Here is a 13,193-nt window from a genome sequence, read left to right as displayed (position 1 = left end):
ATCCAATATCACATATGGATATAAAGATGAATATATGATTACAAGAGAAGAAATTCTACAGATGCTTTCGGATATCGAGGGCTATAATATTGAGAGGACGGTATCGACTGATAATATGGATAAGTTCTGTCAGGCGATCTGTGCGTTTTCCAACGAATCTTCCGGGAAGTGGCAAGAATGGTTACCTGATTATCGGTGCACATGATAACGGAAAATTATCCGGTTTGAAAGTCAATGATAAGCTATTACTTCAAATCAGCAATATCCACACAGATGGGAATATACTACCCCAGCCTGTAATGACGGTTGAGAAGTTCAGTTTTGAAGAAGGTGATGTATTAGTAGCAGAAGTTCAGCCATCGGGATTTTTACCTGTGCGCTATCGTGGACGGGTTTGAGTACGAGTAGGCCCTCGTAAAAGCATTGCTTCGGAAGCAGAAGAAAAGATATTGACTGAACGGCGACTTTCCAATGTCCATACTTTCGGTGCCATGCCTTGCCTGGGAACAACTATGACCAATTTGGACATATTGCTTATCAAATGGGAATTTCTTCCTAAAGCAGTAGCCGAAGAAGTGTTGGCCGAAGATAAACGTCCATCAAGCGAGAAGGTTCTGACAGATCTGGGAAGTGGATAATATTATAAGCCCAAACTCAATATTGGGATAAGACATTGGTATATGGCGTTTTTGGGAGGTCAGACCAATTTAGGTGATTAAATATTTCAAGTATGAGTAGCGAAAAAATAATCCTTTAAAATAAAAAATTATGGAATCTCCTGAACTGCTAGCATTATTTGCTGTTTTAGTTTCTATTCTTGCACTTATAGTACCCTATCTCACATTTAGAAGAGAAAAGAAACAAGCAAATCAAGATATATTATTTCAAGAAAAGATAAATGCATATAAAGATATTGCCCGTAGATCATTTAACCTATACAGAGACTATTTTGATATTGTTGATAAGGTTCAATTTTATGAAGGGACAAAAGAGGAATGGGAGAAAATATTCAGAGAAGAAATTTTTCCACAGTTTATGATTAGTGAGGAATTCAAGAAGCAGCTCTTCACTTATACGGTAATATTACCAAATAATATTTTTAAAGTGGCAGAGCATTTATCTGAAGACTTACTTGCTTTTATAACCTCTGCCTCTCATTGCGATAATGAAATTATAATAAATGGATATGATCATATCGAAAGAGAAATTTTTGAATTAATTGATTTGATTAGAAAAGACTTAAATACAGATTCCCTTAATATGGAATTACTTAAACGAACAAGATAAAAATCAATCTGACATAACTATCCTGTTTTTGATTTTTCACAAAGGCAAGAGGAAAACAATACTTATCCGATTTCCTCTTGCTTAGCGGATCATGCATCCTTTCGATCCATGTTTTCCTTGGGGTGTTTCCTCTCAAATTCCTGCCTGGTCTCGAAATCCATGTAACTGTGAACAAACTCTCGCACGTCATTTACCCTGTAATGGGTTTTATGGTTGATCATAAAGTGTGGAAGTTCCCCGCTCGACCGATAGCGTTGGAGTGTCCTTTTAGATACTTTCAGCAGGAATGCCAAATCCTGATTGTCGAGTAGTTTTTCATCTTCAGGGAACACTGAACCGATATTATTGGTATTAATGAACGACTTGAGGTCTTTGCCTATATCGTTCAGTTTTTTGGATAGCCGTTCCATCCATTTTTCAAAATCATCATTATTGATGTACATATTATTTTGTTTTTGAGATTAATACTAATTTTCTCAATGCATTGATGAAGCAAAATTCGGCAGAATGATGAAAACAAAATCGGGGAGTAGATAGCCTATTCCCCGATAAATAATTTGTAATTCGCTGATTTATAAAGATTAGAAGTATATCCTTTACTCATATCCTTCTTCTTTGGCTTTCTGGTTGATAGCAGTACCCATGCGATCTAAGAATCCGGTTCGCTTATTAGACTTACGTTTGACAACTTCTTCCCGTTTTCTGTATTGGTCTGCAAACTTGAAATCGAATAGATGCTTAAATCCACTTACTAATAAGCTAAAGGAACATTCCTTCTATCAGCCCCATTAATACAATGTAGATAGTGGAGCCCACAGATATTCTCCATGATATCCGTGTAATTAACGATGTCTGGATTCAGGAACAAAGGAGATTTCCATCCGGTTTCTATCTTGATAAAATATTTCGGATGTTCCATCTGCCGGTAAATCAAATCGAGTTCTTTATTTGTCAGCAACAACACTTAATCCGAATACACAATCTTCAATATATCCTTTTTCGCTCCATAAGAAAGTTCCAAAGACTTTATCGTTTCAAATTCTACCTGTGTCATATTGAGCAAGCGTACACGTTTTATATTGTCGGTTTCCGTATCCAGATACAGGATTAACCTTTCGACAAACTCTTAATAGGCTTCCTTTAGTTCCGAATCCGAATCGCTCTTGTATAGCGGGTCAGACAATATCGTATATAGTTTGGTGTCAAGAATGTCCCACATAACTAAATATTTATTGGAACTACAAATTCTTATCCTGCCATTTGTTCTTTTTGAGATACCATAGGGATAATACAAGCAGCACGATAACATATAGCTGCTCGGCAGTCCAGTACATTGCTAAAGGAATACCTTCAGTGCGAGAAAGCATGAACAGATAAGCCAAATAGACAATTATATTTATCATCTGAAATATAAATGCCATTTTAGTGTTGCCTATACCAATTATCGTATTGCAATAGGTGTAAGCAGGTACGGAAATAATGAATGTCGATAGTATAACACAGAATGGGTAAAATGCTGTTTGAATAACTGCTGCCTCATTGGTAAACAATCGCAAAAGGATACCTGAGAAAGCTAAAGCCAACAATATAAGCGGAATATCGAATGTATAATTCAGCGTAATAACATGGCGGCAAGTCGGCATCACTTTTTCTATTTGCTTTGCCCTTATAAGATTGCTTACCAACGAAATCGTAGTCGTTGCAAATGAATTGACAATTACAAAAAAGAGCATTGAAATACTTCTTACTACATTGGCAGCGGCAAGTTCGCATTCGCCCAAATGTTCTATAGCCACAAAGAACAGGAACCAAGGAGCGATACAAAAGAATGACCGCACCATTGTCCAAACAGAATTTGGGTAATCTATAACTGCAGTATAATGTTTTTCTTGACTTTTAATGCGTTGGTTTATTCAGAAAGCCGATTAAAGTATTATTGAACCATTTCCTTTTACATCGTAAGATATACTTTGTGCATCGGGTTTTACATATTCATATCTCATAATATAGAATGATTGCTTTTTTATGCCACAATACCCCATTTAAAGGGCGTGGTAAAATGTATTATTCCAGATATTCAATGAATTACGTTGAATATTTCCATGAATTTTTGTAGAATAAGTACTATATGTATTTTAAAGAGAAAGTATATGAAGTTTATTATGTTGCTGAATGTGAGAATTTGTATTTAGACTCTTTAAAATGTTTAGTTTGTAGTATTTGCTCTAGATATACTTATCCTAATTGAGAGATAGTAGAAGTGGATAAGTACTTCCTTTGGCGAAAGTGGCAAAGTTGGCGAAATGATCAGAGGAAAAAAATGCATCATGAAATTCGGAAACTTTTGCCGAGCAAAAAGCAGACTCGGGCTGATGGAATAGAATCAGGGGAGGTTGTCCGCAGATGAAAGGGCAATCCGGTACATCAGAAATTACGAATCGTTTGGAAGCCAATTGTATAGCTGTTGACAATTTCTCCGGTACATCCGACAAGTACCGTTTATTTTTCATTAACTTATACTCTTCACATTTCAGTCCTTCACTGTTTGCAATGTATAAAACCTCTCGCATAATTCATTATAACAGTAAATATATTATTTATTATTGGTTTTATTTTGATTTAATAGTTAATATATTTACCTTTGTGACATGGCAACGAATCATATTATTCAGACAATGGCCAATCCGGAAATCATCACGGAATTGGGCAGAAGATTTAAGGAGTACAGGTTAACCTACAAGCTCACTCAAAAAGAGGCTGCCGATAGAGCCGGCGTAAGCCTTGTCACTTTGCGACAGTTCGAGAACGGGAAAGCCTATAATATCAACATGGGCAACTTTCTTGCGCTGTTGCGAGTAGTGGACTGTTTGGAGCAAATGGACAACCTGCTGCCGGAAATACCTGTTTCTGCCTATACAATGGAACAAATAATGAGCAAAAAGCCCAAAAGGATAAGACATGGAAAATAATATCATAAGTGTTATGCTGTGGGGAGAAGAAGTTGGAAAACTTTATTGGGACGAAAGGAGTAAAAAAGCAGTTTTCAACTATCACCCGAACTTCATCAAGAAAGGACTGGAAATCGCTCCATTGACCGCTTCTGTCAAGGGACCGGCGGCAAAGGGTATGCCCATACTCGGAAACAAAGAGAAGATTTATCAAGGACTCCCGCCGTTTCTGGCAGATTCTTTACCTGACCGATGGGGAAACATGGTCTTTGATCAATGGGCTGCCCAGAACCATATTTCCAAACGCGGGCTTACGCCGGTAGATAAACTCTCTTTTATCGGGAAACGAGGCATGGGAGCCTTTGAATTCATTCCGGCCACTCCCGGATTAGAATCTTCTTCCACCCTCCAGATAGACAGCTTATACCAACTGGCACGCCGTATCTTTGAGGAACGAGAGGGAATATCCGTACAAGATGATGAAACACTGCATTTGCAAAGTATTTATGAGGTAGGAACATCAGCTGGAGGACAGCACCCGAAAGCCATCATCGCTATCAATGAAACGACACATGACATACGTTCCGGCCAAGTTTCATTACCGGAAGGTTATACCTACTATATCCTGAAATTTGCTGAAGGGGATGACTTTCCATTCACACAAATGGAAATGGTATATTATGAGATGGCAAAAGAAGCCGGAATTACAATGATGCCTTCCCGACTTATTCAAATTGAGGGAAAACATCACTTCCTGACGGAACGTTACGATAGGGTAAATGGAGAGAAGATACATACACAGACACTCGCAGCCATGAACCCCGACGCAACAAGCTATGAGGATTTGTTTGAAGTCTGCCGAAAGCTGAACATACCGGCCAATGAACAGTCTGAACTCTACCGCCGGACAGTCTTTAATATCATGAGTGGTAATGTAGATGACCATATCAAGAACTTTTCCTTTCTGATGGAGAAAAACGGTACATGGCACATCACCCCTGCCTACGACATGACATTCACCACCAATTTAGACGGTGCAGCCTACGAAAACATACATTCTATGAGCATTTCTGGAAAGAATGACGGAATCACGGAAGATGATCTGCAGCTATTTGCTAAACTGAATGGTATCAAAAATGCAAAAAAGATAATCGAAGAAGTCAGCCTTGCCATCAGCCATTTCTATAATTATGCTACCAATTACCAGATAGACGATTATTGGCAAGACCGTATCGAGCAACATCTTTCCGGTCTTGTGCTTCCAGACATAGGGGAAACCATGAAACACTATCTACCCACCATTGTCGAACCATACGAAGCGGAAGACGGCTTTCTAGTAACAGAAATCGATATTATTGAAAATACTCGGCATGACTTTCGAATCGAAGCTGTCATTAACGGGAAACGACAGAAATATATTGCCGGACATAAAAGTGATTTAGCTGCTGAAATTATCACCAAAGGGAGAAACAAAATGGTTGCTGAAAACAAAAAAGAGCTTGTACAACGATTATTACTGCCTTTGGCCAAGAGAGAATTTACTCCAAAGGGTTCTTAAACCATTGACATATTATATATCAGGAGTACGGATAAAACTGTGAGTGTTACATCGTTGTTTTTTGTATATAATTCAAAGCATTGATAATTAATGCTTTATAAATATCGAGGTACAAATAAGGTACAAAAAAACATACCTATTAAATATCTGATTATCAGTATATTACAAATTTCTACAACTTCTGAATACTTCCTGAAATATGATAATTTTATAGATTCTTGTTTCTGTAAAATACTGTAAATCTATATGTTATCTTTTGAGGAAAATCCGTTTTGCATATCGAAAAATCTTTCTTTTTCTCTAGGTACAAATATAGTAATAAAATAGTTGATATGCAAATTAGTGAAAAAAAGGATTTGCTATATAGTACAATGCTGTTTTGAGAGAGTAGTACTTCTTAATTTCTTAATCAAATCTTTTGAACTGTGTGTATAAAAAATGTATAATTGGCAATTTTGTATTAGAATGGAGAAAGCAGAATTATACTGAATATTTATTTAACAAAGGAAAGTTTTAGTTGGTATTGGACTTACTATATGTGTCCGATACATTTATGTTTTTTTTAAAAGAACTTTTCAGAGAGTCTGAGACGAATGTATATTGAAATGAGCAAAATTGATTTGGCTATTTTGTCTTTGATCTCATTTTATTTATCTTGTCTTAAGATAGAAATGAAATTTGATCATGAAATGGTATTTTTTTTACAGGCTAGACGGTTTCAAAATATATCTTTATCCGTTGATAGCAGAAAGGTTTTTTGGAAAAATATATATAAACTCAGGTTACATGGATAGTACACGTATTGTAGTTGTTCTTCTGGCGGTATAATGGAGATCTAGCTCTCTTGGTTGGGGTGGATAACCTGATTGATAGGGAGAATGTTTTCATTCGGCCTTTTTATCTATTTTATATAAACGAAATACTGAATATATGAAGTTTTTCTATATCTTTGTTTATCAATAAAATGAAGAAAGGAGGAATGTGTGTCTCGTATAGAAAAAAACAAATTGGAATTTACAATTGCCTTGGTAGCGGAATTTGCTGCAACTTACCATATCAAGCAAAAACAAGCATTTAATTATCTGAATCGTTTTAAAGGTATGGATTTTTTGCAACAGCATTATAATGTGATGCATACACAGTCGTTTGAAGATGCTATTGAGGCATTGGTTATGGTTTGTCGTAGAAATGGGGGACAGATAGCATGAAACTCTATCATGGTTCAAATAGAGAAATAGATATTCCGAATTTATCTAATTCGAAGCCTTTTAAAGATTTCGGACAAGGATTTTATTTATCTCCCAATTATGAACAAGCTCAAGCGCTTGCTTGAACAAAAAACGGCACAGTTACAAGAAGGAAATCCTTGTATTAGTATATTCGAGATAGATGAACAAGTCTTTAAATATTCCGAATTTAGCGTAAAGAGTATTTGATAATTATAGTGAAGAATGGGCGGAATTTGTTTTTGCAAACCGTGATCGTAATCGTGAGCATCTCGTTCATTTATATGATGTAGTGATTGGTCCTATAGCTGATGATGGAGTAACTTATCAATTGCGCCGTTTTCAGTCGGGTATTATTTCAATGAAACAATTGGTTGAAGAATTGAAGTATGCCAAAGGACTTACAATACAATATTACTTTGGCACAGAACGTGCTCTTACTTATTTAAGAAAATTATGAAACTAACTGAAGCCCAAATACAGTTCATGCAAGAAGAACTAAGCGTTGAAATTCTACAGATACTTATGGACGAATGGAATTACAGTATGGTAGAAGCTATGTCGTTATACTACAATTCCGATACATTTGAACGGCTTAGCAATCCCAATACCGGTCTGTACTATCAAAGTGCAGGATATGTATATGATTTCCTGAAAAAAGAATTGACGGAGGGAAGTTTATCTACCTGATCTCCGAGACATATGGGACTGTCATGCGAGGGTAGGGGAATGCCTTTGCGTATGACATGCTTTATTTTACAATTTTTGGGTAAAATGATGATTGCTGAATAAGGGAGTTGTTGCAAAGAATGTTGGTCTTTGTTTCCAAAAGAACGAAGAATACCTATAATATTATTTCCTCAATGCAGAGATGATCTCTACATTAAAAATTTGCATAAGACACCCAGGAAGGGGGATTACGAGTTATACAAGACGTGTGTATGACTGCAAAAGTAGCTGTGCCATCATTGTTCGTCATAAATACTCAAATTGTCACTTTCGCCGTTTTCGCCACCATTATTAAATACATTCTATTCCTCCTCTTTCCAATTATCATTATCTTTACGCCGAAATTTGTGAATCCAATCTGGAACATATTAAAGCCATTCACGGTGTGTGTACTGTAATAACCGTAATGACACTGTGTGTGACTTCAACTATGTATTTGATTGCATCTTTTCTAGGTCGTTATCCGTCCAAATTTACTTGGTATACTTTGGAAATAAAAGAAGCTGGATTTGCATTTTATGTTTTATCGGTTCTATTAGAATTCCTCACCGGTTATTGGGGCAGTTTGCTGGCATGCAATCGTTTGTTGGAAATATAAAATGTTTTTTTAATAGAACTGAACATTTGAATATTGGATTGTGTCTTTGCGTTAAAAACAATGTTCGACACATCCCACATTCATCCCATGTTGGTGCATTTTCCTATTGCACTTACTCTTTTAGGTGTCCTGTTTGAAGGATTCTATCTATTTAGGTCTTCCCAATTTCGTTATCCATGCGGTGAGTTGATTCTCTATTTTGCCACTATTTCAGCGTTGTCAGCAGCTGTATCAAGTAGTTTGTTTACACTTGATTTTACAAACCCAGAGCTGGCTCAGATAAAAAATATCTATAGTGCTTTTGCCGGTATTACTGTGATATTGTTATGCATTACTTCAGCAATTTACCTAACAATGACATTTATAGGTTGTTATATCCCCCGATTTAGCGCAGAAATGGAAAGAAGGTCCGACCTCTTATTTCCTGACACAGGGAACGCGTGTAGGCGATGGAGGAGGTTTTCGTACCAACCATAATGCAACCACGGACATGGACAACCGAGTGAACATTTTGCATATCCATAAGGATGCCGGTCTGTTCCATATATTCGAATACCAATTCTATTTTTATTATGTAAAGTCGGTGGCAGGACCGATCCGCTGCGTGCACGATTCGAAATAAAACAGTGCACTTTTCTTATAATATTTGGTAGGTGAATCCGCTGTGGTAATACCCGTTGAAGGGCAGGTAGCGTTCCATTATCCGCTCGGCAAGTAATACGGCTCGGCGACCCGTTGGCATCCGAGGCACTCGCTCCCTATCTGGTACACCCGGTAATAGTACAGCAGCATGCCCGTCAGGGTGGGCTTGTTATATTTGAAGTAGAGAATCTCCTTCGCATCCCCGGTGAACGTATGGGTGAGGGTGTACTCCTTCAGCTTCCGGTTCTTGGCTCTCCGGTACGAAACCATCTCATGGCAGCCGCCTATCACCTCCTTGCCGTTCATGCTGGCTGCTGTGGTCGCCATGTGCTGATTCGTCTCCTGCAATAACCTGTTAAAATATTCTTCCATATAAATCTTGTTTCAAGTTGTTTTTAAGGGGTAAAGTTAGCCTAGAACTTCCGGCTATTTGCTGTCATTCTCCGCCAATTCGACAAATTTCCTTTCTATGAAAGCGGAATATCGTCGGGGTGCATGCTCGTCCGTAACCAATAAACATGTGGTTATAATCCGGTTATGCTTTGAATGTAAGATAAGCCTTTGCTTTTTTAACATTTTCACTTTACCGCCGTATCGGTTCATCGTAAGGTTCCGATTATTCACCGCTGTATGTCTTCCCCGTGCCTCGGTACGCCTCCCGTATCCTTGTAGGTGTATCTTCCAAGTGTTTCTAGCGACAAAATTTAATAGATGCAAAATTACCGTTCAACTATAACCTTTAAAAAGTGTATTTTAGTTAATATGTTTGTAATCAGTGTGTTATTCTATTGTAGTATGACTTTGAACAGTTCTAAGTAAATGACTTGTGCTTCACAGGGCAAATCACGAACAAGTTGATTTTCTTTTTTAAGGTACAGAACTTTTTCCAGTTCAGGTATTCTAGATTAGGATTATATGTCAGATATTCTTAAAATGATTTTTCCCTAATAATTTAGCATAAGTTTACTTCCATATTTATACTTTTGTTTTATTTGAACTGCTTTTTGTTCCAGTATCCATTGATAAGTTTTCCAAAAAGTAGTGTTAATATTTGATATATAGTCATTCCTATTACTATTCTGATATGCTAATCGGCAACACACATATTATAAATCTGGTTGGATATCTTCCCGGAATGGTACGAAGGTAAAGTGTTTTATGTTTCTATGCAAGTAAAGCATAAAATGCACACTTTATTGTCTTATTTTTCAAACTGATTACAATTATCCAGAATAAAATCAATTGATATTCCGAAACTGTCTCGTAAATGCTTTACCATGTTTAGGTTAAGTGTTCGCTTCTCGGATAAAAGTTTACTTATAAGGGATTCGGAAATACCCAAATTTTTTCAGTTTCTTTCTGCTTTATATTGCCGATAGTCATACGCTATTAGATGGCTGTTATTACGGTTGATACCTTGCCAGGCAAAGGATGATGAGCAGTTTCCCATTCATAAATCGCATCAGTAAGGTGTACAAATTCATCTTTGTCTACTTCTGAAAGCAATTCCATATCACCAAGCTTTGTTCCCTTTTGAATTAAAACTTCCATTTTCTTTTTATATTCCCTATATTGGGAATCACTACTAATTTTCATAACACCCTCCTTTTTAATAATTTTTAGCGTCAATCCTGTCATATTCTTTGTGAGTACCAATAAAGCAGATAGTCATTCTACCAGCAAAGAAAACAACGATCGCAACTATTCGATAATTATTTCCCCGGATATTGAACACATATCTGTTATTTTCAACATAGTCAGCTGAAAGATAATTATTTTTTATTTTATTAAACTGTTTAGTTTTATCTAATCACCTCTGCCACAACATCCTCCGACAGGAACCGAATCACGTCCACATACATTACACCAACCTCATCCGACCAAAGCTTGCGGTTATCTTCCAGCACAACAATCTTGAGAAAGAAGCCGCCAGTGTTTCTCATAGAGAAAGTTTCTTGTGCTTTCCTCTCAGGAGTGTCCACATTCAATGCCGACTGAATATACACCTTGTTATTACCTACGTTAACCACAAAGTCAATCTCATATCTGCAAATGATAGCGGATAAACTTTTATTTCAGAACCACGGTCACAAAAAATTGTCACGATATCCTTCGACAGCATTTTTGAGTTTGATCTCGTCACATACACATCAAGGTTCGGATGCACCATCAGATCATTTAGGATGTCGTAGAAGGTAGTGTAAAGCATCTTTCTGTCCTCTTCGGGTACCAACGATCCGTTCACATCCTTATTTTTCACCTTATACAATAACTGTATCTCGTCAATTAATACATAGAATTTCTTGTCTATATCCCTTGTGTACTCCATGATATGGTAGTATAAGAGGTTCAGGTTACGATACTTGATGTTCGATTTTCTGTCAAGAGCCACCTCCACAAAATCTTCCTTCTGAGTTTCTTTCTCAATCAATCGGTTCTTAAAAAATATTGAGAGTAGGAACAACTTACCTGAACGTCTTTTGCCGGTCACAATTTTCACTTTGCCGTTCCAACGTTTGCAAGTAACTGCTCTATGTATTCGCTTCTATTTATTATCATAATAATGCATTTTTAGGATTGTACTGAAATTTTGGTTCTTTATTACGACCGTTTTGTCAGTGTAAAGATACTTTTTTACTTCCGAATGACCAAATGAATAATTGTAATGAGTTGATAATAAAATAATTATGTATTTAATAGTAGAAAAGTATTATTTTATGGATAATTAACTGATAATCAACTGGATATCTCTGGTGGCGAAAGAGGTAGATATGAATTAATTTTGTCAGAGTCGAAAAACTCGATTTTAACAATTTTATTAATTCTTAATCTACATGCTCTATATTTGATACATGGTTTTATGTTATCTGCTTCCATTTTATTTTTTGTTTTTAAGTATATCAATATTTTGCAAATACTAATTTTCTGCAATATCTAACATTGGTTATAGAAGGAGATAATATCCGCTCTATTACCGCACTAATAGCGTTTGTAAGACTTTGTAGCGCATATATTATAAATATATGATAATTATGTGGATTATGAAATGAAATAACATTATTTTAGATATTAGAAATAGAATGACTGGAATGTTATGTACTGAATTTTGTATTAAAGGTCTTTGTTTTATAGAAAATTTTGTGTATCGTAAAATATCAATTATAGATGCAGTATTTAGTGATTCAATATTTATAAAGGAGAAAGAATACTTAAGTGTATTGGAGGCTTCCATTCCTATGGGGGCATTTGAAATACAATTAATAAGTACTGTGCAAGTGGTAAACTCAAATGTTTAAAGATGAACAGAAAGAGAGCTAGTATTTTCATTACTGATTATTATACTAGAGGTCGCTCAAAAATATGGTGTCACTAAAGGGGGAGTATAATAGAGCTGCAAATCAATATAATATATGGCACTAAATCAAGGAGAATTAATAGACAGACTATTTCATAAACTATTTCCGTCTAATATGAAGTATCTTAATTGTGATGGACTGGCTCTTAAATCGAATAAATAGATTGTAATTTATCTTGTGTGTGTGAGATAAAAATATGCTATATTTGTTCTGTTTATAAGATAATCACACTGAGATGGATTGATTTTGAAATCTGCAATTACGGATGACTCGATAGCTATTGATTGATGATAATTACTTATTCAGAGGAGTGGATTATTTAGGTTGAAAATGAGACTATCTGAGTATTGCTAATGTGAGGGCTCTTACTCAATACAATTCACTGAATTATGAAAAATTAAAAGGTAATAAAAAAACGTATCATTGCAATGAATATTAATCATATAAATACTATGGCTCGACCAATTAAAGAAACTCCGGTCATAACCGGTAAAGACACTAAACGCTTTGCGGAGAAAATGGTAAATCTCAAGCCTGAAAGCAAGGAAGAGAAAGAAGCCGCAAAGAAAGTTTATGAGAAGTTCAAAGCTATTGCTTCATTCACTTTGTAACCATGACCCTTGTAAATAATGGAATACAGCAAAATAGAATGAATATATTATCCCGATGTAGTTTTCCTTGTGTATAATTCAAAACGCTGATAATAAAACTAAAAAGACTCATTTGAATTGAATATTATAAATTTTCCTCCACTTGTATTAACGGACAAAACTATTATCGGAATGATAGAGATAGGGGCTGACTAAAAAGTCTCTCCTTGATATTTTCTTTGTTCTCCTTCTTATGTGC

Annotated in this window: 16 protein-coding genes and 2 pseudogenes; 10 read left to right on the top strand and 8 right to left on the bottom strand. The window is 36.0% G+C overall.

The annotated features are described in order from the left end of the window. Nucleotides 1-34 precede the first annotated feature (34 nt). Both QZ135_RS16110 and QZ135_RS16105 read left to right on the top strand, forming a co-directional pair. Nucleotides 35-629: pseudogene (locus QZ135_RS16110) on the top strand (ATP-binding protein); the annotation flags it as partial. Between the two features lie 139 nt (nucleotides 630-768). Then, nucleotides 769-1,287 (top strand): hypothetical protein, encoded by a 519-nt coding sequence (locus tag QZ135_RS16105; RefSeq protein ID WP_294611478.1) that lies wholly within the window; start codon nucleotides 769-771, stop codon nucleotides 1,285-1,287. Nucleotides 1,288-1,376: 89 nt separating this feature from the next. Here QZ135_RS16105 and QZ135_RS16100 read toward each other — a convergent pair whose 3' ends face one another. The 3 genes from QZ135_RS16100 to QZ135_RS16090 all read right to left on the bottom strand — a co-directional run bounded on the left by QZ135_RS16100 (nucleotide 1,377) and on the right by QZ135_RS16090 (nucleotide 3,797). After that, nucleotides 1,377-1,730: a helix-turn-helix domain-containing protein gene (locus tag QZ135_RS16100; protein WP_294611475.1), complete on the bottom strand. Its 354-nt coding sequence runs from the start codon at nucleotides 1,728-1,730 to the stop codon at nucleotides 1,377-1,379. Between the two features lie 795 nt (nucleotides 1,731-2,525). After that, nucleotides 2,526-3,128 carry an MATE family efflux transporter gene (locus QZ135_RS16095; RefSeq protein WP_294611472.1) on the bottom strand — a complete coding sequence of 201 codons (603 nt, stop codon included), beginning with the start codon at nucleotides 3,126-3,128 and terminating at the stop codon, nucleotides 2,526-2,528. Between the two features lie 399 nt (nucleotides 3,129-3,527). Further along, nucleotides 3,528-3,797, bottom strand: a complete 270-nt coding sequence (locus QZ135_RS16090; RefSeq protein ID WP_294611469.1) for a hypothetical protein — start codon at nucleotides 3,795-3,797, stop codon at nucleotides 3,528-3,530. A 138-nt stretch (nucleotides 3,798-3,935) separates the two neighbouring features. On the opposite strand from QZ135_RS16090, the gene QZ135_RS16085 reads away from it, so the two are divergent. The 6 genes and pseudogenes from QZ135_RS16085 (at nucleotide 3,936) to QZ135_RS24925 (ending at nucleotide 8,823) form a co-directional block, all read left to right on the top strand. Beyond that, the gene (locus QZ135_RS16085; protein WP_294611466.1) at nucleotides 3,936-4,256 is read left to right on the top strand and encodes a helix-turn-helix transcriptional regulator; all 321 of its coding nucleotides are present in this window, start codon (nucleotides 3,936-3,938) and stop codon (nucleotides 4,254-4,256) included. Further along, the gene (locus QZ135_RS16080; protein WP_294611463.1) at nucleotides 4,246-5,793 is read left to right on the top strand and encodes a type II toxin-antitoxin system HipA family toxin; all 1,548 of its coding nucleotides are present in this window, start codon (nucleotides 4,246-4,248) and stop codon (nucleotides 5,791-5,793) included. The genes QZ135_RS16085 and QZ135_RS16080 overlap by 11 nt, the downstream gene beginning before the upstream one ends. A gap of 983 nt (nucleotides 5,794-6,776) precedes the next feature. Continuing rightward, complete coding sequence (locus QZ135_RS16075; protein WP_294611460.1) at nucleotides 6,777-7,001, top strand: DUF3791 domain-containing protein; 225 nt, start codon at nucleotides 6,777-6,779, stop codon at nucleotides 6,999-7,001. Further along, nucleotides 6,998-7,479, top strand: a pseudogene (locus QZ135_RS16070) (DUF3990 domain-containing protein). The gene QZ135_RS16075 and the pseudogene QZ135_RS16070 overlap by 4 nt, the downstream one beginning before the upstream one ends. Further along, nucleotides 7,476-7,709, top strand: a complete 234-nt coding sequence (locus QZ135_RS16065; protein ID WP_294611457.1) for a hypothetical protein — start codon at nucleotides 7,476-7,478, stop codon at nucleotides 7,707-7,709. The pseudogene QZ135_RS16070 and the gene QZ135_RS16065 overlap by 4 nt, the downstream one beginning before the upstream one ends. A 697-nt stretch (nucleotides 7,710-8,406) precedes the next feature. Next, nucleotides 8,407-8,823, top strand: a complete 417-nt coding sequence (locus tag QZ135_RS24925; RefSeq protein ID WP_365979023.1) for a DUF2231 domain-containing protein — start codon at nucleotides 8,407-8,409, stop codon at nucleotides 8,821-8,823. A gap of 222 nt (nucleotides 8,824-9,045) precedes the next feature. Here the strand turns inward: QZ135_RS24925 and QZ135_RS16060 are convergent, their stop codons facing one another. The 5 genes from QZ135_RS16060 to QZ135_RS16040 all read right to left on the bottom strand — a co-directional run bounded on the left by QZ135_RS16060 (nucleotide 9,046) and on the right by QZ135_RS16040 (nucleotide 11,479). Then, on the bottom strand, nucleotides 9,046-9,360 hold the full coding sequence (locus QZ135_RS16060) for a hypothetical protein (RefSeq protein ID WP_294611454.1): 315 nt from the start codon (nucleotides 9,358-9,360) through the stop codon (nucleotides 9,046-9,048). A gap of 1,017 nt (nucleotides 9,361-10,377) precedes the next feature. Next, nucleotides 10,378-10,626: a hypothetical protein gene (locus QZ135_RS16055; RefSeq protein WP_294611452.1), complete on the bottom strand. Its 249-nt coding sequence runs from the start codon at nucleotides 10,624-10,626 to the stop codon at nucleotides 10,378-10,380. Further along, nucleotides 10,598-10,771, bottom strand: coding sequence for a type II toxin-antitoxin system HigB family toxin (locus QZ135_RS16050; RefSeq protein WP_294611528.1), 174 nt, complete (start codon nucleotides 10,769-10,771; stop codon nucleotides 10,598-10,600). Before QZ135_RS16050 ends, QZ135_RS16055 begins: the two co-directional genes overlap by 29 nt. Before the next feature lie 19 nt (nucleotides 10,772-10,790). Then, entirely contained in the window at nucleotides 10,791-11,018 is a 228-nt protein-coding gene (locus tag QZ135_RS16045; protein WP_294611449.1) for a hypothetical protein, read from the bottom strand. After that, nucleotides 11,006-11,479, bottom strand: a complete 474-nt coding sequence (locus tag QZ135_RS16040; protein ID WP_294611446.1) for an AAA family ATPase — start codon at nucleotides 11,477-11,479, stop codon at nucleotides 11,006-11,008. The genes QZ135_RS16045 and QZ135_RS16040 overlap by 13 nt, the downstream gene beginning before the upstream one ends. A 589-nt stretch (nucleotides 11,480-12,068) precedes the next feature. Here QZ135_RS16040 and QZ135_RS16035 point away from each other — a divergent pair. Both QZ135_RS16035 and QZ135_RS16030 read left to right on the top strand, forming a co-directional pair. Next, the gene (locus QZ135_RS16035; protein WP_196070827.1) at nucleotides 12,069-12,284 is read left to right on the top strand and encodes a hypothetical protein; all 216 of its coding nucleotides are present in this window, start codon (nucleotides 12,069-12,071) and stop codon (nucleotides 12,282-12,284) included. A gap of 512 nt (nucleotides 12,285-12,796) precedes the next feature. Next, entirely contained in the window at nucleotides 12,797-12,955 is a 159-nt protein-coding gene (locus tag QZ135_RS16030; protein ID WP_196070810.1) for a hypothetical protein, read from the top strand. Nucleotides 12,956-13,193 lie beyond the last annotated feature (238 nt).

This window comes from uncultured Bacteroides sp. (assembly GCF_905207245.1).
GTDB lineage: Bacteria > Bacteroidota > Bacteroidia > Bacteroidales > Bacteroidaceae > Bacteroides.
Note: the sequence above shows the minus strand (reverse complement) of the source record. Positions and strands in the feature narration are given on the sequence as shown.